We start from the raw sequence: 22,524 nt of genomic DNA on the forward strand, positions 1-22,524 counted from the left end.
TCTGACTCCTTTTTATGAGATAAGCTACTTAAACCAGCCTTTTTTCCAGAACCAGGCGAACATGCCAAGCCCTATGCCGAACATGATGAGGAGGATGGCAAAATACCCCCAATGCCATTCTAATTCGGGCATGTGCGCAAAATTCATTCCATATATGCCGGCAATGAATGTCAAGGGCATGAAGATCGTGGTTATCACCGTCAATGTTTTCATAATCGAATTCATGCGATTGGAATTCAAGGAGATGTAGCTGTCACGCATATCGGCTGTCATGTCACGGTTGGATTCAATCATTTCTGAAAGCTTGAGCAAATGATCATGAATGTCCGTAAAAAATACAATGTGCTCGCGAAATTGTTCAATCCGATCGGTATTGATGACCCTGTATAGAAGATCGCGCATAGGCACGATCGTTCTGCGTATTTTTAACAACTTGGAGCGAATTTCAAAAATATCATTCATGAGCACCTCAATGGACTCAGAATGCACATTATTCTCAATCTCATTGAGTTGATCCTCTAATTGATAAACGCTGGGAAAATACTGGTCAACTAAGTTATCTAGCACTAAATAGGCGGCGTAAATATGGCCTTCGCTTCGCAGGTTTTCTTGCTCGGACAGACGGCACCAAGCATCCTCAATTTCTCTGGAGTCATGCTGATGGAAGGTGACGATAAAGTTGCTCCCCAGAAACATATCCACCTCTTCTGCATCCAGCGTCTTCGCATTCATCGCATGCATGACAAAGAAATGGACATTTTCATAATGGTCCATTTTCGGTCTTTGCAGCAAATAAAAACAGTCTTCAATAGCCAAGGGGTGAAAATAAAAATGGTCTTTTAGCTCCAACGCTTCTTCTTCACTGGGATTGTGAAAATCAACCCAATACCACTTAATGTTGGCGTCATCGAGCTGGCGAAGAGGAACATCGTGATGTACGGTAAAATCAGTCGTAACCGCTAATGAACGAATCATAATAAAACTCCTAGGTTGAAATACGTTATTAACTACATATTTTACCATACAAAGAGGCGAGATCAGAATTTCCTGGGCAATAATCGGGCGATTTTTGTGGTAAAAGCAAGAAAAAGTGCTCGTGTGAATTCACACGAGCACTTTTTCGATGGTAAGCGGATGAAGCGCACGGCTTTCATCCACATGCACGAAGGCGTCGTACCGCCGCGCCATCACCGAGGGAACATAGTTCCCGCGTTCATAGGCTTGGCGGTACACGACCCCGATGGCACGGTGCCCCAGCACCTCGTGCCCGAGAACAGGATCCTCCCTGCGCAGCAGGAGGATCTGATCGTGCGCGCCGGCGCGGTGCATGAGCTCCTCCCAGCTGCCCGGCTGGGCAGCGGGCACGTGCATCGCCGCCACCGGCGCGCCCCAATCTTTCGCGGCTATGACCGTGCCGCGATAAGTGCCGAAGCCGATGGCGAACACATCGGCTTCACCGTGCGCTTCGCGCACGAGCTGGCCGACGTTGACCATGCCGTCGGCCTGCATATCCGTTGCACGCGCATCGCCGATGTGCGTGTTATGCTCCCAGACGATGACTTTGGCGTCTGGGCCATGATACTGTACGAGGCGGCGCAGCGCCTCGGTCATGTGTCGATCGCGGATGTTCCACGAATCCGCGTCGTGGCGGACCATGGTGCGGTAGTAGTCCTCCGCGTTCACGGCAACAAGCGCGTTGAGTTCCGCGCTAAGGGCCGCTTCGCTGTCTTCGTCGTACCGCACGCGCTTCGCGTGAAGCTCTTTCAGCAGCTTCAAGACCTCGTCTTTGCAGCTTTCTCCGTAGAAAGCTGCGGAAGCGCCATAGTTTTGCCCCTCCTTGTCATAGGAGTCAAAACAGGCGAATGCCGAGCGTGCGATCGCGAGCTGCTCAGGCAGGCCTTTTTCCAGCAAATAGCGTTCGATTTCCTCGAAGGACTCCCACAAGCTATAAACGTCGAGACCATAGAAGCCTACGCGCTGATCCACGGGTTTATCTGCATTGTGCCGCTCAAGCCAATCGACAAGTTCTCCTACTTCCTCATTGGCCCACATCCAAGTCGGCCAACGGTTAAATCCTTCTAACACTTCACGGATGTTTGGTTTTGCATCTTTATACTGTTTGACATAACGGTTGACCTCGTAGCAGGAGGGCCAGTCGCCTTCGACGGCGATAAAGGAGAACCCTTTCGTTTGTACAAGCTTGCGAGTTAACTCCGTGCGCAATTTATAAAACTCGGATGTGCCATGTGTTGCCTCGCCCAACAGCACATATTTCTTATCTCCGATGGCCTCGATAAGCACATCTAGATCATCTGGCGTGTTAAGAGGAACAGCCTGCTGTTTGATTTGTTCCACGATGGCTTCTTGGACGTTCTCGTTCATCTTCATGGTTATCTGGCAAACTCCTCTCCTCTGGATTTTCTTCTGTAGTATGTACAAATTTGGCATGATCAAAAGGCGATTCGTCATAAAACCATTTTTTTGTAACACAATTGGAATATTTCTGTTACAGTCCTCTAATATATGTGGGGTATTATAATAAACAAGACCCCCTTTTTTAATATAAACTTTGGACCTGGCCCCGTTGGCTAGGTCCCTTTTTTAATCTATGGAGGTGTAGCTCGTGCTCATGTCAAAACCTTTCGTCATCATCATTAACGGACTTCCTGGTACAGGAAAAACAACCTTAGCGAAGCGGCTTGAACAAGACCTGCGTATCCCATTATTCTCGCGGGATGGTATATATGAGACCCTGTACGATGCGTTAGACTGCCAGAACAACGGTTGCCCTCCTTTGATGGCACCGGCCTCTTTTACTATGCTTTACGCCATTGCAAGCACTTTGTTATCAGCGGGTCAATCCATGATGATTGAAGGATTTTTTGGCCGACCTGAGTTAAGAAGCGCTGAATTTTTAAAATTACAGCGTGCTTCCGGATTCGAGCCCATTCAAATCCTGTGCAGAACAGAGGGCAAAGTGCTTCTTGAGCGCTTCCTTACACGTATGGGGGCAAAAGAACGCCATGCTGCTCATGCTGATTTGGAATGGATTGAACAGGAGGAAAATAAAGCAAGAATCTTGCGGGGCGACCTTACACCGCTAACTCTTGGTGGTACAATGATAGAAATAGACACAACGTCACCTGACAGTTTTGATTATGCACTTTTAATTAAATCGATACAGATGACTTTGTTGCATTCTCAAATCAACTAAATCAGAAGTGGGGGATCTCAGTTTGCACAATATAGCACTCCCAGAGGACTTGTCGAAATTGACAAACGGTTACAACTGGCAACGAATCACCCTTGGTTTATCTCAATCTCAAACGTACTTCTTGTCAGGTGCCACCTCCAACTTATACATAAAAATCCACTCCCGCACGGCGGTTGAAAGTCTTCATCACGAGAAGGAAAGGCTGGTTTGGCTGCAAGGTAAACTGCCTGTTCCAGAGCTCGTATATTATGGACAAGACGATGCCAATGAATACTTGCTAATGACGGAGATTGAAGGAGTCAACGCCTCGGACAAGTACTATGAAAGCATGCTGCCGCAATTAATGCAGCAATTAGCCATTGGACTTAGAAGCGTCCATGAAGTCCCCGTTGTTGGCTGCCCTTTTGATCAAACGCTGGAATCGAAGATCGTTGAAGCTACAAGACGAGTGGAGCAGCAGCTTGTTGATGAAGAAGATTTTGATTCGCAGAGACAAGGGCGAAAAGCTGAGGATTTAGCACAGGAGCTTCTGCGCCTGAGGCCCGAGACCGAGGATTTGGTTTTTACGCATGGCGACTACTGCTTACCCAATATCATCCTCAAAGATGGAAGGGTGCACGGTTTTATTGATTGGGGCAGGGCGGGGATGGCAGATCGATATCAAGATATAGCCTTGGCGATTCGCAGTATCCGATATAACTTTGGTCATGAATATGTGCAAACTTTCCTGGATGCTTATGGCATGCCAACATTAGATGAGGCTAAAGTTCATTATTATCAACTTTTGGATGAGTTTTTTTGAATGAAGAGGAACTACAATCCTCTATTTGCCCGAAAATGGCGAGATCGCAGCTCAGAGGGAACTACGGTCCTCTATTTTGCCGATTTCGGCCGATGTACAGCCGTCTGGCCGCATATAAGACCCTGTAGTTCCGCTACAAGGGAATAACGGCTGATTTTGCTCAAATAGCGCCCTGTAGTTCCCCAATACTCTTAATTGGAGCGAAATTTTGAAGTTGTATGAGATCTCGGGATTGCACTTGAGGTACTGAGGATGCACTTGAGGTACCGGGGTTGCACTTGAGCTACTAAAGTTGCCCTCGAGTTACTAGTCTCTGCAGTTGCCCTCGAAATTCAGCCCGCCAATCCCGCAGCAAAAAAAAGGGACCCAGCCACCAAGGCCGGGTCCCTTCCTATTATCGCTTAGAACGATAGATATCCTTCACGATCCGGTAAGCCAGCTTAGGCTTGCGGTATTCATTCAGCAATCCTTTGTTGTTAAAGCTTCGCGCACGATCGCGGAAATATGGGCGGTCACTGCGAACATCGACGCGGATGTCGGCGAAATGCCAGATCAGCGTACCGACGATACGTGGATCCTCGCGGAAAATATGCAGCGCCTGCTGCACAACGTCAGCCTGGTAATCTTCGCTGAACAAGCGCGGCTCCCAGCCTGCGTCTCCAAAAATACCGGCCGCACCGAACTCGCTCATGATCAAAGGCTTGTCCCCAGCGCCTTGTGCTTCGGCATTACGGTAGTAATTTTGCAGCATATCGCGGAATCCGCTTACGTTCCCTTCGTACCAGCCGTAATATTTATTGATGCCGATGACATCGAAGTAGGACAGGACGATATCTTCCACAGGGTGCATGGTTGCATAAGTGACTAGACGGCTTTCGTCCATGCTGCGGATTTTACCTACGAACTTTTTCGTTAACTCAAGCGCCTCTGTCGTGCGTGTATCGATTTCATTATGAGCTCCCCAGAAAATAATTGACGGATGATGATAATCGCGGGTAATCATTTCATCCAGCATCTTAACGCCACGTTCTGCAAAAAGAGGACTAGCCAGCGTATCTGTGCTCATGAAACAGCCCCACATCGGGATTTCGCTCCATAAAAGCATGCCGTGTTCATCCAGCAGATCCATCCAGAACTGGCTTTGCGGATAATGCGAACCGCGCACGATGTTGCAGCCCAGATCCTGTAAAATGGCAAGGTCTTTCAGCATGAGCTTCGGTGGGAAAGCAAAGCCCCACTCCGGATGCTCCTCGTGCCGATTAACACCTTGCAGATAGAGCTTATTCCCATTCAAAAGGATTTGGCCATTGTCGACCGCAACCGTTCGGAATCCTGTACGGTCGATAAGGTCGTCTTCGCCAGCCTGAACGGTGAACGTATACAGTTCGGGGCGGCCTACATCCCATCGACGGATGTTAGCGAGGGTTCCACGCAGGGTTAATTGGGTGGATTGGCCTGCTAGCAGCTGTACGGTGACAGCGGGGAAAACGAGTCCGTTTGTAGAAGCGTTAACCTCGACTTCGCTGTCTGTATCGCTGAGCGAGTTGACCTGTACTTGCAAGCTGATATCCGCTTGATCACCTGTCAAATGGTAATCGATTTTCATCGTATCAATATAGACGCCAGGCAGCTCTTGCAGCTCTACGGAACGGATAATACCGCCGTAGGAGTACCAATCCGCCACATCGGTAGGCAGTGTCTGCCAGTCCAAAGTGCTGTCTACACGAATAATAAGTTCATGCTGGCCTTGGGCCAAATGAGGAAGCAGCGTACTAAACTGTGTATACCCACCAAAATGATAACCAAGATGCTGACCATCCACATAAATATCGGCATGATGAAGAATGCCCTCAAAGATCAAACGAATATTGCTGTCTTGGGTTGTATCAAAATAGGTACGGTACCATGCAACGCCAATGTATTCAAATAAGCCTAATTCATTATTCCAACAGGAAGGAACAACGAGCTTACGGGAATTAGAAGGAAATTTCTTGTACCATTCTTCTGTAGTGCCTAAATGACTTGGATCTGTGACAAAGTCCCATAGTCCATCAAGTGTGCGGGTTTTGCGGAGGATATGTTGTCCAAAAGTACGAATCAAAGGAAAAGCCCCTTTCATGTCTGTTTCGTAAAGCGTATCATGGAGGAATGGGGATGATCTATGGATAAAGGATTTTATCATTTGTCAAAATCGCTTTGCAGGTGGTGGCTATATGGAATCGAAAGCTCACAGAATTTATCATCTTCGTCTGACCTATGAGAAGCTTCCCGTGCCTGGGTGGAAGGATATTCGCAATACGATGGATGTTCATTCGCTTTACTGGATTATGAGCGGGGAGGGGGAATTCTCGCATTCACCGGATGAGAAGCCCATTCAAGTGAGAACAGGGACGCTGATCTATCTCAAGCCGGGTTTTACCCTTACGATGTCATCTTCCATAGAACAACCGCTTTACATCCGTATGCTTTTATTTGATGCTTTCGATGTGCCTTATGAGCAGGACATTTGGCAAAAGCCTGTGTACCTGGACACGCTGAACTTGCCTTTTATCAAACTATATTCTCCGGAGCAAGCGGTTTGGATTCATGAGCAGTTTAAGCAAATGTGGTCGATCCAAGGGACTGATCCGCATGAAAGACAAGCCGAGTTTCAATACGTGCTTTCCAAATTGCTTCATTATATGAGAGATACGCAGGAGTCGACGGACCCGTATATGAAAGCTTTTCAGCAAGCAAAGTTTTGGATGGAAACCTGCTACAATCGTCCACTTAAGATGGAGGAGCTGGCGCGGAATTTTCATATCTCCGTTTCCCAATTACGGAAAATGTTCATGCAGCAAACGGGCATTTCTCCGAAAGAGTACTTGAACCGAATTCGCAATGAGAAAGCCAAAACACTGCTGCTGCTGACAGAGGAACCCATGAAAGCGATCGCGGTCGCTTGCGGCTTTGCCGACGAGTTTCATTTTGGTAAAATGTTTCGGGCATGGAATGACATTTCCCCGGCTCGTTTCAGAGCCCTGTACAAATAACTGGCAGCAGGTTGCGTAAGCATTTTTATGGTAAAATGGTGGATAAAATAAAGATTGGTTTGGGAGAGGGGCTTACCTATGAGTGCTGAAATTGAAAAAAAATTTTTATTGCCTGCATTCCCTGCGAGTGAATTGGAGAATCAAGACATTAAGCTGGTGTCCAAGCAGTACATTTATCAAACGTATTTGGCTTTTTCGGAGGATCAAGAAATTCGAGTGCGTCAGCTGGTCGATAGCTCTGGCGAGTCGCATTTTACTCATACGTTCAAGTCCGGTCATGGGATGGTTCGTGAAGAAATTGAGTACAACATCTCTGAACCGGTTTATAAACAACTTTTGGATCACACGGGCTTGATTCCGTTAGAGAAGATTCGTACTACGGTAGAACATGCGGGACTTTATTATGAAATTGATGAATACAAGCAAGTGGATTTAGCAGTGGTTGAGGTCGAGTTTCCAAGCATTGAAGCGGCGGAGCAATTTGAAGCGCCAGCCTGGTTTGGACGCGAACTTGGCTCAGAAGACGAATTCCGTAATAAATCGATGTGGGTTGCTTTGCAAAAAAAGTCGGCCATGGGGGATTAGAGCACATTAGTGCACATTAGAGCATTCTGCTGAAGGAGGATCCATTGATTTTGGACATACAACGATTAGGGGAGCAGGATGTGCCGCAGGTGCAAGCACTTTTGATGGATGTGGTTTCACGGCTGCCGTCCAGTGCTTATTATTCGACGGATCGTTTAGAAGCGTTATATGAATATGTTGAGCAAAAAGGCGAGATGTACGGCGCTTATCAGGGGAATACACTCGTTGCTTATACGGTGATTGCATTCCCTGGGCTAAGCGCCGGCAATCTCGGACGTGAGTTTGGCGTGCCGGAGGCAGAGCTGCCAAGAGTTGCTTCGCTGGAAGGATCCATTGTCCACGAGTCGGTGAGAGGACAAGGACTGCAGCGGCGTTTCCATGCCTGGAGAGAACAGCGCGCGCGGGAGAAGGACATGCTCTATTTATATGCGACCGTTCACCCGGACAATGTGATAAGCCGCCAAAATTTAGAGTCCGCTGGGTTGACGCTGCAGTTCTCCTGGCCGATGTACGGTGGTTTACCAAGGCACTGTTATGCGAAAAAGTTATTTTGAATAAGCCAATTCTCTGACTTTTTTCCACTGGCTTAACTGTTTTTCCAAATGCTCGACTAACGTATCGACATCGTTTAGAAACTTGTCTTTTTCGCCGGCGTCGAGCTTGGAAGCAGCGCTCTGCAAATCGCTTTCCGATGGAGCTTGTACAACCGAGAGAAGTTGCTGCAGTTTAATTTGAATAGGCGTCACTGTCATTGCAGCAGTCTCATCTTGTTGAAATTGGCTGCTTGGCAAGAGCCCGCTTTGCTCCGACAGTGGCGTATCAATCGCTGTGCTGGCTTTTTCTGCTTTTTGCGCTTTGGCGGGTGCCTTAGCCGGAGCAGGTTTAGCCCGTTCTGCGCGGTTGTTTTGAAAAACAGACCACGTTTCGACTAATTCGTGCCCCGATTTGTATAAAAGCTTCCCTTTCGTACTCTCCGAAATCTCTTTATCTTTGAACATTTTTGCGATTTTCTTCACATCGCTTACCGGCATTTCGTCTCTTGCAATAATCAATGCAAGCGGGTCACGATGCTCGATGGCTAAATCTTTGATAGGCAGCAGCTGATCTTCGGTCAGCTTGTCCTTGCGAATTTCTGTGCCGCTGACGATCAGCTTTTTGACGGCGTTGCCAAATTTTAATAGATCACATTTATTTTTGATATAGGACTCGGGTTTGCCGAGTTTGCTGGAGAGATACTTAATAGAAGAACTGAACTTCGCATCGTTCATCAGTTTATGAAAAGCCTCGGCTTCCTCAATCGGCGAAAAGCCTTCCCGCGTCAAATTCTCCGCAATTTGCTCCAAATAGATTTCCATCTCATCTGTCACATTAGATACAATGCAGGACATGGTAGCCTTTCCGAGCATTTTACTAGCTTTGTACCTGCGGTTTCCATAGATGATTTTGTAGCGGTTGTTTGCCGTCGTTCGTACTTTAATCGGAGAAAGCAGACCAATTTCCTCAATGCTTTTCATAAGTTCTTGAAGTGCTTCTTCATCGAATTGATATCTGGGCTGATCCGTGTCTTCATCAATTAATGCGATAGGAATTTCAATAATATCCATAACAAATCTCCAATCGTTCAGATTTCATCTAAAGCGCGACATTGCGTTGTTTAAACTCCGTTGGGGTCAATCCGGTAACCGCCTTGAAATTTCTGCAAAAATAATGAATGCTGGAATACCCTAATTTCATGGCTACGGCTTCAATCGTGGATTCGTGCAGCAAAAGCAGCTGCGCTTGCTTCACTCTTTCCAGAACCAAATAGTGCTTAGGGGCATAGCCGGTTGCTTCGCGGAACAGCTCTGCGAAGTAGGTAGGATGATAGCCGCTTATAGCAGCAAGCTCGGGCGTTGACCAATTGCGGGACGTATCCTGCTGAATCGCTTCAATGGATGCTGCAATTTTGCTATGCTCGGTTGCAGCTCGAAAACGTTTGTCCATTTGGTAGCGCAACAAAGTGGTAAGGATTTGGATGAGGTAACCGCGGGCAATCGAACCATAACCAGGCTCCTGATGGACGAATTCCTTGGCGATCCGGGCAAACAGGCTTTCCAGCTGCGTAAACTCGTAGAAATGCCACATATCCACATCTCCGTGACCTTCCACATGAACGGTATAGGTTTTGGCAGGTCTCACTAAATGTTCTTTCGTATGTAAAATGATTGTCGGTTCTGGATGTATGGCTTCGGTCGAGGTGGAGTCCCAGCTAAAATGGATGCTCCCCAGCGTCGAGGGACCGTCGGAAGAAATGGTTAGTCGATGCGGTGTGTCTGAGCCATAGAACAGGCAATTCCCAGGCAGCAAATTCAGGCATTTTCCTGCGAATTCAAAACTGGCGGAACCAGCTACCAAGAGGATGAGCTGGCAGTCGGGAATCGTGCGCGGCCCCCAGAACGTGCCTGCTGGAGCTTGAAAATAATTACTGAAATTGACCGTAGGACGCAGATTTCCGAGAGATCCGAGATGCGTCTTCATGGACATCCCCCCACAAGGGTGTGACTTGCCTCTATTGTTTCACACTATCTGTGAAAAGTGCAAGACCTATTCGGACTGTAAACTCTTTTCTATGTCCTGATTTTGGAAGACATCCATTTCAGATAAAAAGATTGATCTAGCGGTTCGCAGATGAAATAATAGAGAGGAGATGTCGAATTATGACGTTTAAAGTTTAAGGATGACGGGAGTAGAGTCTCATGAAAGCGATGCAATACACGATAATAGCTCTAGTCTTCGTCATATTGGTCTCATCTTCCGAGTTCGTTCTCGGTAAGTACAAAAACTCCTTATTGAATGAGCTTAGAATGACCGAACAGTCGCAATTATCCTCAAGGGCTTTGGTATTGCAATCGGTCATTGACCGCAATTTTAACTTAATGGTCAGTCTGGAAGCCTATGTGAGTTCAAATTATTTGCAAAACAATGATCAAGAAGTGTTGAATTACATTGCTTCTCTATATCTTGGGGCTCAAGCTTCTGCACTTAATCTACTCATTGCCCCCAAAGGGATTGTGAAGGACGTTTTTCCGCTTAAGGGCAATGAAAGCATAATGAATTGGGATTTGTTGAACGACCCTCGCCCGAACGTACAGCAGCAAATTGTAAACGCGCTAACAACGAAGAGGATGACCATGGATGGTCCGTTTAAGCTGCTGCAGGGGATGGACGGGTTAATTGCGCGCAAAGCGATTTATCAAAACGGGGAATTCTGGGGATTCGTATCGGTTGGAGTCGATGTGGATCAATTGCTTGCGGAAGCGGGAATTAAGAACGGGGACCCCAGAAATGATCGACTTGCGATCCGCAATCCAGGCCAACCTGCCTTTTTTGGGGATGATTCGGTATTTCAAGAGTGGCACATGAAGGCCAACATAGAGCTTGCGGATCATAATTGGGAGCTGGGTGCGCTTCCTCCGAACAGTGCGGTTGAGAGCATCAAGCAGCAGATTTTAGTGACGCGTGCATCATTCATTACGATATTGGTTCTCGGCTTGCTTTTCTTCCTTTATATGCTTAGACAGCGAGAGACATTAAGTAAAGCAGTGAATGAACGAACGCAAGAATTGCAGCTCGCGAATGAAGATTTGACGGCGGTGAATGAGGAACTGCTGGCCGGGCAACAGGAACTGCAAGAATCGACCAAAAGACTAATGGAGTCCGAACAAATGCTTTCCTATCTGGCCTATCATGATGTACTGACAGGGATTCATAATCGTACGTATTTTCAAATGGTTTTGAAGGAACAGATCGTCTATAACGAAATCAGTCATACCTCGCTGGCGGTGCTGTTTTTTGACTTGGATAACTTTAAAATGATCAATGATTCGCATGGCCATCATATGGGGGATCTGATGCTGCGTGAGGTTGTAAACCGGATTCAGCAATCTGAGCTTTCCTATCATACATTCGCCAGATTCGGTGGGGATGAGTTCGCGATCCTGCTCGAAGATTGTGCGGATGAGAAGGACGTTCGGGATTTCTGCGAGCAATTGATGGAGATCTTGAAGCCACCGTGCCTGTTATTGGGTCGTGCTTTTTTCATCAGTGCCAGCATAGGAATTGTGCAGTATCCGTATGGTGGATTGACATGGGAATCCCTGCTTAAAAATGCGGATATCGCCATGTATATGGCCAAGAAAGAGAGTGGCAGCTCCTATAGCTTCTTCGATAAACAAATGGCGATGAATTCCGTATCCAAGCTTGAAATGGGGAACCACCTTCGTCAGTCCATGGATAGGAACGAACTTGAGATTGTCTATCAGCCGCAAATCGATTGCCAACTGGGGAAAGTCATTGGTGTTGAAGCTTTGCTGCGCTGGAACCACACGACGAAGGGGTATATATCTCCTTCAGAATTTATTCCGATTGCCGAAGAAATGGGCTTTATTGTCGCCATCGGTGAGTGGGTGATGCGGGGAGCCTGCCAGCAGATGAAGGATTGGCATAACATGTTGCAAGAACCTTTGACGGTATCCGTTAATCTCTCCGTTAAACAGCTGAATGATGAACGTTTTGTCGATAAAGTGATTCAAATTCTAGAGGAAACAGGCCTGGAGGCCAAGTATCTGGAAATTGAAATTACCGAAAATGTCGCGATGCGTGATGACCAGCTGGAGGCTCTCGGACGATTGCGTAAGCTAGGTATTGCAATATCCGTTGACGATTTCGGCACGCATTATTCTTCGCTCAGCTATTTAAAAAGGTTTCCCGTTACCAAAATCAAGCTGGACCAATCGTTTGTTCGCGGCGTACAAACCGATGACAAGGACAGGGCAATGATTAAAGCGATCATTTCCGTGGCCAAATCGTTTCAACTGCAAATCATTGCTGAAGGGGTTGAGACGGAAGAGCAGGCCAGATTTTTGGTCGCGAATGGCTGCAGCCAAATTCAAGGTTATTACTTCTTCCAACCGATGTCGGCCGATCAGACGCAGGTTACCTTGCAGATGAGTATGCAATCGAAGCTCGATTTTATGAATAGGATTTAAATGAAAAGAGGCTGCACCGAAGTAGAAATATCTACTTGCGGAGCAGCCTCCTTTTTATAGAGGAACAACTTGTTTTTGTTTGTTTTTGAAATAAACCCAATGTTTGAAGCCGATCTCTTTCAGCGTTTTGCTCACTTCTTCCCAGTCATCTCCAACACGGCTTGGGATATGCGCATCGGAGCCGAACGTAACCTCAACGCCGTAGTGAAGGGCTTGCTCTAACATCGCGTGCGAAGGGTACCAACCACCTACGTCTTTGGTTTTGCCTGACGTATTGATTTCGATAGCTACACCGGATTCGCCAATGACTTTCAATGTTTCGTTGACGGCTGGCGTCGGAATGTCAGAGAATGCCGGGTAGAAGCCTTTCATAGCATCAATATGCCCAAGGATATTGAACATGCCGGAGCGGGCGGATTCAGCAATGAGGCGATAGTACTCTTCCTTATGCTCGATTTTCTGCGCATCATTCAAATTTTTCCATCTGTTGCGATTGAAAATACTGACGCCGCCGGACAAATGCACCGAACCGATGATGTAGTCGAAGGGGTATTTGGCATACTCTTGACGGTAAATATCAACATGCTCTGGGAAATAATCGGATTCTACGCCTAACAGGACATCAATTTTACCTTCGTATTCTTTTTTAAGCTGAAGCACTTCCTCGATATAGCGAGGGAATTCGCTTTTGGCCATGGCGATTAAAGGTTGTGCGTGATCTTCCGGACTTCCGAAATAAGGGGAGTGGTCCGAGATTCCAATCGCCGTCAAACCGCCGGCAATGGCGGCTTCGATATAGTCGCGAATTTTATCCTGGGCGTGCCCGCACCGATCGTGATGGGTATGTAGGTCGAATTTCATACGAGAAAACCTCCTAAGCCTGTTATTTATTCTGAGCCAAGAAATTGAGTTTCCGGCATACCTTTTAAATCTCGAAGGAACTGCTGCATGGCAGAATTTAAGTAACGTCCCGACTTATATACTACACCTACAGGATGGGTAATATCCAACTCATTTACTTTTACAATTTTCAAAGTGCCGTGCCGCAGTTCATCCGCTACAGACAGCTTGGAAATGATGGCGACGCCGAGGTTTAACTCAACCATGCGCTTCACTTCTTCACTGCTGGACAACTCCATGACAATATGCGGCGCGACATCATAGTTTTTGAAAACTTGATCGACAAAGCGTCGCCCAGCGGTCTCTGGAGAAAGCATGATGAATGGAATATTGCGCAGTTTTTCAATGGATAAATGGGCGAATCGGCTGAGTGGATGCTGCGTCGATACAACGAGCTCGAAATTGTCATAATACAGCACGGAAGTTTCTAAGGCCTGATTTTTCTCAAATAAATAAGTAATCCCGATATCGATTTGACTATTCTCAACTGAGGTCATAATTTGCGAAGAGGTCATGGAGTGAATGGTCGTTTTGATCAAAGGGAATTGGTCTTGGAAATAAGAAAGCACCCGCGGTAAAATTTGCATGGCAATTGAGGTCGTCGTGCCGATGTGGATATGGCCTTGCGGTGTTTGGTGTAGATCTGACAGGCGCTGCTTGAGGTCACTGGCGATCCGCAGCATTTTCTCAGCATGCTCCAGAAATAGCTTTCCACTATCGGTTAACGTGACAGGTTGGTTGCGATCAATGAGAATCGTGCCGAATTCGTCTTCTAGGCTCTTGATTTGCGCGGAAACGGCAGGTTGGGTCAAATTAAGAATTTCGCCAGCTTTACGGAAGCTCATCGTCTTGGAAATCGTGAGCAACGTTTCCAACTGGTTCATATTCATGCGATTACCTCCTGCTATTCAAATTGTAATTACAAATAAAATTTATCGAAATTGTAAAGGGCATAAAAACCTTTTCTAACCTTATTATATGATAGGAGGGAGGCGGTCGGCAATGTCTCTCAGAAAACACGGACAATCGCCTGTTGAATTTGTTTGCCATATACTCAAATTTGATTATAATAATTAATATATAATAAATTGAATGGTAAAGGAGATTTATTTCATGTCGTTAACACGCAAGTCTAACCCTACCTGGACAGTCGTCGGGTTGATGTTAGGACTTTTGCTGGCTGCGCTGGATCAGACAATCGTTTCTACGGCGATGCCAACCATTGTGTCCAAACTAGGGGGATTCAACCAGTATGTCTGGGTTTTCTCAGCCTATTTGATTGCTAACGTGGCAGCCATGCCGATTTTCGGAAAGCTCTCGGATATGTACGGGCGTAAGTTGTTTTTCATCATCGGGATCATCGTGTTCATGATCGGATCTGCACTTTGCGGAACCGCTGCATCGATGACCCAACTCATCGTGTATCGCGCGATCCAAGGTATCGGAGGCGGTGCCTTGATGCCGATTACCTTTGCGATTATTTTTGACATTTTCCCACCGGAGAAAAGGGGTAAAATGCAAGGGCTTTTCGGGGCCGTATTCGGTTTATCGAGCGTGCTCGGTCCGATTATCGGCGCTTATTTCACGGACTATGTCACATGGGAATGGATTTTCTTCATTAATCTACCACTTGGTATTGTGTCCTTGTTGCTTATTATTTTCTCCTACCATGAGTCTGTGGAGCACAGCAAGGCCAAAATCGACTGGGGCGGTACGATTTTACTGACAGCAGCGATTGTGTCTCTGATGTTTGCACTGGAGCTTGGTGGTAAAGACTATGCGTGGGCTTCATGGCAAATTATTAGTCTTTTCGCAGGGTTTGCCGTACTCTTGGCAGTTTTCCTGACGGTGGAAAAATTTGCAGCCGAACCGATCGTTCCGCTCGACTTGTTCAAAAACCGTCTCTTCACCGCAAGCATGGGTGTCAGTTTCGCTTATGGGGCTGTTTTGATTTCAGGCGGGACGTATATTCCTTTATTTATTCAAGGTGTATTTGAAGGTTCTGCAACAAGCGCGGGGTCTACACTCACGCCGATGATGCTGGGTGTTGTTGTCAGCTCTGCGTTAGGCGGACGTTTCATTGGAAAATTCTCTTACCGTAACGTGATGTTGGTATCCGTCGCATTGTTGATTGTGGCAACTTCGCTTTTGGGTGGCATTTCGATTGATTCCAAGCGCTGGGTCATCACGACTTTTATGATTCTAATGGGACTTAGCATCGGAGCATGCTTCCCGATTACTTCTATGTCCGCCTTGCATAAGGTAGACTTCCGACGCAGAGGCACAGTGACTTCACTTGTTAGCTTCTTCCGTTCCGTAGGTTCCGCCATCGGAGTTGCGGTGTTTGGCAGTATTCAGGTAAACTCACTTAGAGATAACATTACACAATCCCTACAAGATCCAGCTATGGCTGAAAAGTTTCATGATGCGCGCGCCTTGCTGCAGCCTCAGGTTCGTGCCAGTATTCCTGCCGATGTGCTGCACAAGCTGCTGGCCGCACTTGCTGATTCTATTGCGGTTGTTTTCCAAACAACGATTGTTTTAGCTGTAATTGGACTCGCGTTTATCTTACTTATGGGGAATGCGAAGCTGGAAGTGGGGAAAGCTCCTGTCAAAGGGAGTGCACCTGTAGGGCACTAGGAGGTAACCGCTATGTCGATGAAGCTCGTCATACTTGGTCTGTTGATGGAAGCCAACCGGCATACGTATGAGATTCGGCAAACGATGAAAGAAAGAGGCATGCATAATTATATGAAGCTGCAAGACGGTTCGCTTTATTATGCGATGGATCAACTGCGCAAAGACGGTCATGTGGAAGCACTTGAAGTTGTGCGCAATACGAATCGTCCGGAGAAAACCGTCTTTCAAATTACAGAGGCTGGGAAGCTTAAATTTCAAGAGCTATTGATCGAGCAGTTTCATGAAGAAATCAAACACTATCACCCGCTCTACGTCGCTCTGCCCTTTTCCGTACATGGCGATCAGGCCAAAATAGCTGATATCTTGGAAAATAAAATATTGGCTCAGAAAATGAGCATGAACAGAATGAAAAGCTTGTATGAAGAACATCTGAACGTAGTTCCTCGCGTTATTTTACAGATGATGATTGGCACCTATAAACGTTCGTTCAGCGAGTTAAAATGGCTGGAGCAGCTGCAAAAGGATGCAAGGGAAGGCCGTTTGCAGGAAAAGGGCTCCCCGCCTGAGGTGGACTGGGACCATCTGGATTGAACTGAACGTAAGAAACCGCAGGCCGCTGGAAACAGTTAACCACAAGAAACCTCCAATTCCACGTCTGTGGGTTGGAGGTTTTTTGTTTCCAGTGCCCCAGTATGGCTGCTGCACACCTGCAAAGGGAACTAGGGTACGCTATTTCGTAGAAAAGGTACATTTTCCACCCGTGAGGGGAACTACAGTCCGTTATTTTGAAGGAATGAGCTGAAAATCGGGTGATGGAGGCCGAATAAAGCCCTGTAGTTCCGCTCCAAGAGGAAACAGCGTGTTTATCCTGCAAATAGAGGCCTGTAGTTCCCGTAAGTAAAAACCCTAGCGTTATTCCCGCTAGGGTTTTTGAAATTTGCGGCTTATTTCCCGCCAAGCCGAGTAAACTGATCGATGAAATGTGCCAAATCATCGCAAACAAGGTCCGGCGTCACGCCCGCCGACGCCATCTGCTCGTGCACGTTCTCCGGCGTTGCGACGCCGGTCAGCACGAGCGCCGTGCGGCACCCCGACGCCACGCCTCCGCGGATGTCGGTATGGACATTATCGCCGATGACCCAGACATCGGCGGCAGGTAGACCGAGCCGCTCGATGGCGTAAGCCATGATGATCGGCGAAGGCTTCCCGATCACCACCGGCTCCACGCCTGAAGCGGCGGTGATCGAAGCGGCCAGGGAGCCAGCCCCTGGCATAAGCCCTCCATCCGACGGCAGCATGCGGTCGGGATTGGTTAACACATAGGTCGCGCCGGCCTTCAGGTGGCGGACCGCTTCGGTCAGCTTCGCATAAGTGAAGCTACGGTCAATGCCTTGGACGACGTAATCCGGAGGCGTCGTCCCTTCCATATCGAAGCCGGACGCCTCCAGGGCGATCCGTAGTCCGGATTCGCCGACCATATGCACGCTGCGGCCTCGGCGCTGCTCGGTCAAGTACTTGGCGGCGGCCTGCGAGGACGTATAGACCGCCGTCTCCGGCACTTCGATGCCGAACGCCAGCAGATGTTCGGCGACCTGTGCAGGAGTACGGGACGAATTGTTCGTCACCAGTAAGTAGGGCAATTGGTGCTGCTGCAGCCACTGAATGAAAGTAGCTGCATGTGGAATCGGTTCATGTCCCCGATATAACGTACCATCCAAATCTATGAGAAAACCGTTCATGTAACAGACACTCCTTCGGTTATTTTAACTTGTATGGAAGGAAGTGTAATTTCAACCGTCGTTCCTTCTTCCAGCTTGCTTTGAATTTCCATCATGCCCCCATGTGCCTCAATAATCCGGTAGCATACCATGAGGCCAAGACCGGTGCCTTTTTCCTTGGTACTATAAAAGGGTTCCCCCAGCTTGGGCAGCCGCTCTGGTGCAATACCGCACCCTTGATCGATGAAGCGGATGGTGATGTTTTTCTTAGCAGCATCGGTTGCTGCTTCAATACGCATTAAACCTCCCTCTTCCATGGACTCCAACGCATTTTTCAAAATATTGATGAAAACCTGTTTAATTTGCCTTTCGTCGCAAGAGACAGGAGGCAGATTGGGCTCAATATCGGCTTCGATTTGAATATTTTCCAATATCGCTTGAGGTTGAAGCAGCTCGATCGTGCTCATCACAATAGAATCAATGGTTCGGGTATCAAAATTGGTAGCCTGCGGTTTTGAGACGAACAGGAACTCATTCACGATAAACTCAATGCGCTGCAGCTCTTTTTGCATAATTTCTATGTAATATTGCTCTTTTATACTGTTTGTTTTCAATAATTGCAGGAATCCCTTCAAAGCTGTTAATGGATTGCGGATTTCGTGCGCCACTCCAGCCGCCAGTTGGCCTACAGCCGATAGCTTATCCGATTTGATCAGCAGCTCCTGGGTCTTTTTTAATGCGGTAATATCTTTAAATGTAATAACGGTACCGAGAATGTGCCCCTTCTCCTCTAAGATGGGACTCGACATGAACTCGACAGGGAAGGAAGTGCCATCCTTTCTCCAGAACAGGTCCTCTTTCATAATAGGAGCATCCCGATTTAGAATCATATTCAAAACAGGACTCTCTTCGCGCGAAAAAAGAGTGCCGTCGGTCTTCTCAGGCCGAATTAGATTATGTATTTGCCTGCCGAGCATTTCATCTACTTTCCAGCCGGTTATCGCTTCAGCAGCTTGATTCCAGAAGATCGTGCGCCCGCTCATATCAATCCCATAGATGCCTTCGGAGACGGAATTGAGGATGAGCTGATTTTGCTTATAGAGTTTGTCGATGACTTTTTTCTGTTCTTTCACTTCTGTCAGGTCCTTGAGAATCGCGTAAATCCCTACGACTTGACCGTCGACTTTCGTCGGGACGAACGTGACATTAGAAGGGATCGGAATCCCGTTTTGATGAATAAAAGTAGCCTCGAAATTTTGCGGCATCCCGGCTGACGCCACTTGGAAATGATGCAAAGCTTTAAGCAAATCAGGCGGGCTGATCATTGGGATAAAAGAAGTCGTGGCGTTCTCGCGTCCAAGACCCAAGAGGCTTTCAAGCCCGTGATTGGCTGACAGCACTTCACCGTCTAGGCTAAAAGAAATAATTGAATCCGGATGATTGTCGTATAGAGATTGGTACCGCTCAGCGGTTTCCAGAATGGAAGTTTCGCCTTTTTTGATTCTTCTGAGCCCGTATAAGGCAACTCCAAGCATCGTGCATAATACGACAATATCGATAGCCAGCCCGATGGGACGGTGTTCGATTACATATGGAAGTTGATGAATAATGAAAAAGTTCGTACCGATTAGCAGCAGAGCGATAATATGATAGACAAGCGTAAGTTGATATAACGTGTAATGTTTTATTGTCGTTTTCTGTTTCATCATGGTTGCCTTTCATCGCTCCTTTAAAAGGACGAATACCCTGCAAGCCTATCAGGATTCGACACATATTTATATATTCTTCCAGATTACTTGCTGTATTTCCTGCTGATTAGGATCCATTAATCCAGATTCGACAATTTTAGTATGAAGGCAGGAAGAGTGTCTGTATGTGAGTATAAGGAACTATTTTATGAAAAAATACAGTATACTTGTCCTAGTATTTTAGGTATAATGTTGAAAAAGGTCGTTTTTGGTGGAACTTATTCACAAATGAGATCGGAGCGGAGCTATGAAGGCTGAGTACATTAATCCTTTTTTGGAGTCGGCTAGAATTGTCATCGAGCAGGTTGCTAACATTCGCCCAACTACAGGGCAGCTCGGCGTCAAAGACGTCAAATTTGTGGAAAAGTATATTTGGATCCAAATCGGGATGACCGGACAAATGGAAGGCGATATTGTATTCGGCTTGGCTGAGGACGTCGCTTTGAAGATGGTTTCCGCGATGATGGGCGGGTTTGTAATTACGGAAATGGACGAAATGGGCAAGAGCGCTATATCGGAGCTAGGCAATATGATTAGCGGGAATGCAAGCACCATGTTGTTTAATCAAGGCGTAAGGGTAGATATCACGCCTCCGAAGCTGGTTCAATCAGCGACGGCTGCCGGTTTTGTGCCGAAGCGGGCGCTAACGATCCCTTTGATTATGGATAGCATTGGGGAACTGGACATTCAAGTGTTAATTACGTAATATGAATATGGAATGAAATGTTTTATACATAAGCTAGAATGAATGGAGTACTGCGATTAGCGGTTCTCTTTTTTTTGTAATTTACTGGAATGGGGAGAAATGACGTTGAACATTTCGAACAAAATCGTCTTGATCACCGGAGCGTCAAGTGGCATCGGCGCTGTCATGGCACAGCAATTTGCGGCGATGGGGGCGATTCCAATTTTGACAGCCCGCAGCACAGACAAGCTTGAGTCGATTGCTGCAGGTATTCAAGGCCAACATGCTGTTTACGCGCTTGACGTTACGAACACGCAGCAAGTGCAGGACGTGGTTAGTCAGGTTATCGCGAAGTTTGGTCGTATCGATATTTTAATCAACAATGCCGGTTACGGGATATTTGAGTCGTTCGCCGGTGCGCCGCTGGAGCATTTTGAAGATATGATGAACGTGAACTACATGGGGGTTGTCCGCTGCACGCAAGCTGTATTGCCTCATATGTTGAAGGCGGGAAGTGGTCATATCGTGAACATAGCGTCCATGGCGGGGAAAATCGGTTCGGCCAAATCTACGGGCTATTCGGCAACGAAACATGCGGTGCTTGGTTTCACAAACAGTTTGCGCCAGGAGTTAATGCGAACAGGTGTATTTGTTACGGCGATTAATCCAGGGCCGATCTCCACGCCATTTTTCGATAAAGCAGATCCGAGCGGGAACTATGTTAAAAATGTAGCTTGGTTTATGCTCAAACCGGAGAAAGTTGTGAAAGAACTGATCCATGCCATTGAGAAGAAAATACCGGAGAAAAATCTTCCCTTTGTAGCGGGCGTTGGCATTAAGCTGTTTCACTTATTTCCGCGGCTATTCGACCGGTTGGCATCGGGGATTTTAAATAAAAAATAAGCGGGTCCCGGTCTATGCTGGGATCCGCTTTTTTCATTGTGTGAGCGAAATTACTTCGACTCAGGCTTTTTGGCTTGCAGAGCTTGATTTAAATCACGAATCTCTTCGAAAATTCGACGCACTTCCGCTTTGCTTTCGGGATGCGTTTGATTCCAATGAGAAGTCAGGGCCGGGAGCGATTTATGAACATGATTAAAAAATGCCCATACTTTTATTTTCTCAAGCATTTCAGGCGATGTATCTCCCGTAATGAGTTCTGCGGTTTTTAACACAAGTGCGTTGAATTCTTTCTCAAAATCTGTATTCATAGTTTCATCCCTTCGGATGGAAAATAGTAAGTCACTTCTAGTTTATCTGATGATTTGAAAGCTGTCAAAAATAGGGGGACCCATGTCCATCGCACAATTACGAGATGGTCAATTAATAGGAAGAGCCAGCTGTGATAGCGCGAAAAAAACCAGCATAAGCACTAAGTGGGTTTTATTACCATATTACAATGTTTTTATTGTTGTTTACTCCCTAGCTTTGTCCTAAAATAAGGGTAAGAAACAGAGATGTTTTTACCTGGTTGGCTAGGGGGCGTTTATTTCGAAGTCTCTCAAACTGTTATTTAGCAGTGATTTTTACACTTTAGAGAAGAGCGTGCAGGAACAGATATATCAAGAGTTTTATCTACTCGTCTATCCCATGATTTATTTTATACTTAGGGACCATGCAGCCGTGGAGGATATTATTCAAGAGTCTTTTCTTCGGGCTGTGCGGAAAGCGCCGCTGCTTCAGGATATTGATAAATATGAAAGTTGGGTCAAGAAACTGACCCGGAATGTAACGCTGAATCATCTTCGCAAACACAAACGCAACCGAGATGAGCTAGAAACGGAACTGATGCTGTGCATCAAGGAAACGGCACCTACCTCAGATTATTTGGGTTCCCTGGATCAAGAAGTCGAGCTGAAGCTCATGAGGGAAGCCATCATCTCTTATATTAATCAACTAACTCCCTCCTACCGTCAAATTATTGCAATGAAATGGATACATAATTTATCGTACAAGGATATGGCGATTGAACTAGGGGTTACCGAGGGTGTTGTGCGGCAGCGGTTGTTCCGGGCAAGAGATGTCATCAAGCAGAAACTGTTGGAAGAATGGGGAACGGGGAAATAAGAGTCCATATGGACTCTTATTTCTGCTTATAGGGGAGAGATTGGGCCATCTATTAGCAGCATTTTCGAAGTACTGATTTGTATCGATATACAGCGTGACATATAAT

Annotated in this window: 21 protein-coding genes; 11 read left to right on the forward strand and 10 right to left on the reverse strand. The window is 46.7% G+C overall.

All coding sequences use genetic code 11. From position 1 onward, the window contains the following. Positions 1 to 24: 24 nt before the first annotated feature. A complete protein-coding gene (gene corA / locus ACUN27_RS05775) occupies positions 25 to 975 on the reverse strand; it encodes a magnesium/cobalt transporter CorA (protein WP_315953987.1) in 951 nt (316 codons plus the stop codon). 129 nt (positions 976 to 1,104) lie between these two features. After that, positions 1,105 to 2,388 (reverse strand): erythromycin esterase family protein, encoded by a 1,284-nt coding sequence (locus ACUN27_RS05780; protein WP_445558552.1) that lies wholly within the window; start codon positions 2,386 to 2,388, stop codon positions 1,105 to 1,107. Between the two features lie 241 nt (positions 2,389 to 2,629). Between ACUN27_RS05780 and ACUN27_RS05785 the strand changes: the two genes are divergently transcribed. Both ACUN27_RS05785 and ACUN27_RS05790 read left to right on the forward strand, forming a co-directional pair. Next, positions 2,630 to 3,214 carry an AAA family ATPase gene (locus ACUN27_RS05785; RefSeq protein WP_445558553.1) on the forward strand — a complete coding sequence of 195 codons (585 nt, stop codon included), beginning with the start codon at positions 2,630 to 2,632 and terminating at the stop codon, positions 3,212 to 3,214. Between the two features lie 49 nt (positions 3,215 to 3,263). Further along, positions 3,264 to 4,016, forward strand: coding sequence for an APH(3') family aminoglycoside O-phosphotransferase (locus tag ACUN27_RS05790; protein WP_445558554.1), 753 nt, complete (start codon positions 3,264 to 3,266; stop codon positions 4,014 to 4,016). Between the two features lie 394 nt (positions 4,017 to 4,410). On the opposite strand, the gene ACUN27_RS05795 is transcribed toward ACUN27_RS05790, so the two are convergent. Then, on the reverse strand, positions 4,411 to 6,117 hold the full coding sequence (locus ACUN27_RS05795) for a glycoside hydrolase family 2 protein (RefSeq protein ID WP_445558555.1): 1,707 nt from the start codon (positions 6,115 to 6,117) through the stop codon (positions 4,411 to 4,413). 112 nt (positions 6,118 to 6,229) lie between these two features. Here ACUN27_RS05795 and ACUN27_RS05800 point away from each other — a divergent pair, with 112 nt between their 5' ends. The 3 genes from ACUN27_RS05800 (at position 6,230) to ACUN27_RS05810 (ending at position 8,187) form a co-directional block, all read left to right on the forward strand. Then, a complete protein-coding gene (locus ACUN27_RS05800; protein ID WP_326063812.1) occupies positions 6,230 to 7,048 on the forward strand; it encodes an AraC family transcriptional regulator in 819 nt (272 codons plus the stop codon). A gap of 78 nt (positions 7,049 to 7,126) precedes the next feature. Further along, positions 7,127 to 7,633, forward strand: coding sequence for a CYTH domain-containing protein (locus tag ACUN27_RS05805; protein WP_315953993.1), 507 nt, complete (start codon positions 7,127 to 7,129; stop codon positions 7,631 to 7,633). A gap of 50 nt (positions 7,634 to 7,683) precedes the next feature. Further along, positions 7,684 to 8,187, forward strand: coding sequence for a GNAT family N-acetyltransferase (locus ACUN27_RS05810; RefSeq protein ID WP_445558556.1), 504 nt, complete (start codon positions 7,684 to 7,686; stop codon positions 8,185 to 8,187). Here the strand turns inward: ACUN27_RS05810 and ACUN27_RS05815 are convergent. After that, positions 8,179 to 9,237: a ParB/RepB/Spo0J family partition protein gene (locus ACUN27_RS05815; RefSeq protein ID WP_315953995.1), complete on the reverse strand. Its 1,059-nt coding sequence runs from the start codon at positions 9,235 to 9,237 to the stop codon at positions 8,179 to 8,181. The two genes, ACUN27_RS05810 and ACUN27_RS05815, sit on opposite strands and share 9 nt — an antisense overlap. Before the next feature lie 28 nt (positions 9,238 to 9,265). After that, positions 9,266 to 10,150, reverse strand: a complete 885-nt coding sequence (locus tag ACUN27_RS05820; RefSeq protein ID WP_326063810.1) for a helix-turn-helix domain-containing protein — start codon at positions 10,148 to 10,150, stop codon at positions 9,266 to 9,268. 218 nt (positions 10,151 to 10,368) lie between these two features. On the opposite strand from ACUN27_RS05820, the gene ACUN27_RS05825 reads away from it, so the two are divergent. After that, on the forward strand, positions 10,369 to 12,660 hold the full coding sequence (locus tag ACUN27_RS05825; protein WP_445558557.1) for a bifunctional diguanylate cyclase/phosphodiesterase: 2,292 nt from the start codon (positions 10,369 to 10,371) through the stop codon (positions 12,658 to 12,660). 54 nt (positions 12,661 to 12,714) lie between these two features. On the opposite strand, the gene ACUN27_RS05830 is transcribed toward ACUN27_RS05825, so the two are convergent. Both ACUN27_RS05830 and ACUN27_RS05835 read right to left on the reverse strand, forming a co-directional pair. Beyond that, the gene (locus tag ACUN27_RS05830; RefSeq protein WP_315953998.1) at positions 12,715 to 13,521 is read right to left on the reverse strand and encodes a histidinol-phosphatase; all 807 of its coding nucleotides are present in this window, start codon (positions 13,519 to 13,521) and stop codon (positions 12,715 to 12,717) included. Positions 13,522 to 13,547: 26 nt separating this feature from the next. Continuing rightward, entirely contained in the window at positions 13,548 to 14,450 is a 903-nt protein-coding gene (locus ACUN27_RS05835; RefSeq protein ID WP_315953999.1) for a LysR family transcriptional regulator, read from the reverse strand. A 223-nt stretch (positions 14,451 to 14,673) separates the two neighbouring features. Between ACUN27_RS05835 and ACUN27_RS05840 the strand changes: the two genes are divergently transcribed. Beyond that, complete coding sequence (locus ACUN27_RS05840) at positions 14,674 to 16,200, forward strand: MDR family MFS transporter (protein ID WP_315954000.1); 1,527 nt, start codon at positions 14,674 to 14,676, stop codon at positions 16,198 to 16,200. Positions 16,201 to 16,212: 12 nt separating this feature from the next. Continuing rightward, positions 16,213 to 16,791: a PadR family transcriptional regulator gene (locus tag ACUN27_RS05845; RefSeq protein WP_315954001.1), complete on the forward strand. Its 579-nt coding sequence runs from the start codon at positions 16,213 to 16,215 to the stop codon at positions 16,789 to 16,791. 353 nt (positions 16,792 to 17,144) lie between these two features. Here the strand turns inward: ACUN27_RS05845 and ACUN27_RS05850 are convergent, their stop codons facing one another. Both ACUN27_RS05850 and ACUN27_RS05855 read right to left on the reverse strand, forming a co-directional pair. Next, positions 17,145 to 17,939, reverse strand: coding sequence for a TIGR01457 family HAD-type hydrolase (locus ACUN27_RS05850; protein WP_326063808.1), 795 nt, complete (start codon positions 17,937 to 17,939; stop codon positions 17,145 to 17,147). Further along, a complete protein-coding gene (locus tag ACUN27_RS05855; protein WP_445558558.1) occupies positions 17,936 to 19,627 on the reverse strand; it encodes a PAS domain-containing sensor histidine kinase in 1,692 nt (563 codons plus the stop codon). The genes ACUN27_RS05850 and ACUN27_RS05855 overlap by 4 nt, the downstream gene beginning before the upstream one ends. 286 nt (positions 19,628 to 19,913) lie before the next feature. Between ACUN27_RS05855 and ACUN27_RS05860 the strand changes: the two genes are divergently transcribed. Continuing rightward, a complete protein-coding gene (locus ACUN27_RS05860; protein ID WP_127458539.1) occupies positions 19,914 to 20,372 on the forward strand; it encodes a chemotaxis protein CheX in 459 nt (152 codons plus the stop codon). A gap of 99 nt (positions 20,373 to 20,471) precedes the next feature. Then, positions 20,472 to 21,254: an SDR family NAD(P)-dependent oxidoreductase gene (locus ACUN27_RS05865; protein WP_315954004.1), complete on the forward strand. Its 783-nt coding sequence runs from the start codon at positions 20,472 to 20,474 to the stop codon at positions 21,252 to 21,254. A gap of 50 nt (positions 21,255 to 21,304) precedes the next feature. Here ACUN27_RS05865 and ACUN27_RS05870 read toward each other — a convergent pair whose 3' ends face one another. Continuing rightward, positions 21,305 to 21,562, reverse strand: coding sequence for a DUF2573 family protein (locus ACUN27_RS05870; protein WP_315954005.1), 258 nt, complete (start codon positions 21,560 to 21,562; stop codon positions 21,305 to 21,307). A gap of 334 nt (positions 21,563 to 21,896) precedes the next feature. Between ACUN27_RS05870 and ACUN27_RS05875 the strand changes: the two genes are divergently transcribed. Beyond that, the gene (locus tag ACUN27_RS05875) at positions 21,897 to 22,418 is read left to right on the forward strand and encodes an RNA polymerase sigma factor (protein ID WP_246069395.1); all 522 of its coding nucleotides are present in this window, start codon (positions 21,897 to 21,899) and stop codon (positions 22,416 to 22,418) included. The last annotated feature ends 106 nt before the right edge of the window (positions 22,419 to 22,524 follow it).

It is taken from the genome of Paenibacillus sp. WC2504, from assembly GCF_052682475.1.

Coding starts and splice junctions, on each gene's coding strand:
- ACUN27_RS05780 (WP_445558552.1), bottom strand. CDS start 2,388: ATGAAGATGAACGAGAACGTCCAAGAAGCCATCGTGGAACAAATCAAA.
- ACUN27_RS05785 (WP_445558553.1), top strand. CDS start 2,630: ATGTCAAAACCTTTCGTCATCATCATTAACGGACTTCCTGGTACAGGA.
- ACUN27_RS05860 (WP_127458539.1), top strand. CDS start 19,914: ATGAAGGCTGAGTACATTAATCCTTTTTTGGAGTCGGCTAGAATTGTC.
- ACUN27_RS05835 (WP_315953999.1), bottom strand. CDS start 14,450: ATGAATATGAACCAGTTGGAAACGTTGCTCACGATTTCCAAGACGATG.
- ACUN27_RS05855 (WP_445558558.1), bottom strand. CDS start 19,627: ATGATGAAACAGAAAACGACAATAAAACATTACACGTTATATCAACTT.
- ACUN27_RS05845 (WP_315954001.1), top strand. CDS start 16,213: ATGTCGATGAAGCTCGTCATACTTGGTCTGTTGATGGAAGCCAACCGG.
- ACUN27_RS05840 (WP_315954000.1), top strand. CDS start 14,674: ATGTCGTTAACACGCAAGTCTAACCCTACCTGGACAGTCGTCGGGTTG.
- ACUN27_RS05825 (WP_445558557.1), top strand. CDS start 10,369: ATGAAAGCGATGCAATACACGATAATAGCTCTAGTCTTCGTCATATTG.
- ACUN27_RS05800 (WP_326063812.1), top strand. CDS start 6,230: ATGGAATCGAAAGCTCACAGAATTTATCATCTTCGTCTGACCTATGAG.
- ACUN27_RS05820 (WP_326063810.1), bottom strand. CDS start 10,150: ATGAAGACGCATCTCGGATCTCTCGGAAATCTGCGTCCTACGGTCAAT.
- ACUN27_RS05865 (WP_315954004.1), top strand. CDS start 20,472: ATGACGTTGAACATTTCGAACAAAATCGTCTTGATCACCGGAGCGTCA.
- ACUN27_RS05805 (WP_315953993.1), top strand. CDS start 7,127: ATGAGTGCTGAAATTGAAAAAAAATTTTTATTGCCTGCATTCCCTGCG.
- ACUN27_RS05850 (WP_326063808.1), bottom strand. CDS start 17,939: ATGAACGGTTTTCTCATAGATTTGGATGGTACGTTATATCGGGGACAT.
- ACUN27_RS05870 (WP_315954005.1), bottom strand. CDS start 21,562: ATGAATACAGATTTTGAGAAAGAATTCAACGCACTTGTGTTAAAAACC.
- corA (WP_315953987.1), bottom strand. CDS start 975: ATGATTCGTTCATTAGCGGTTACGACTGATTTTACCGTACATCACGAT.
- ACUN27_RS05815 (WP_315953995.1), bottom strand. CDS start 9,237: ATGGATATTATTGAAATTCCTATCGCATTAATTGATGAAGACACGGAT.
- ACUN27_RS05830 (WP_315953998.1), bottom strand. CDS start 13,521: ATGAAATTCGACCTACATACCCATCACGATCGGTGCGGGCACGCCCAG.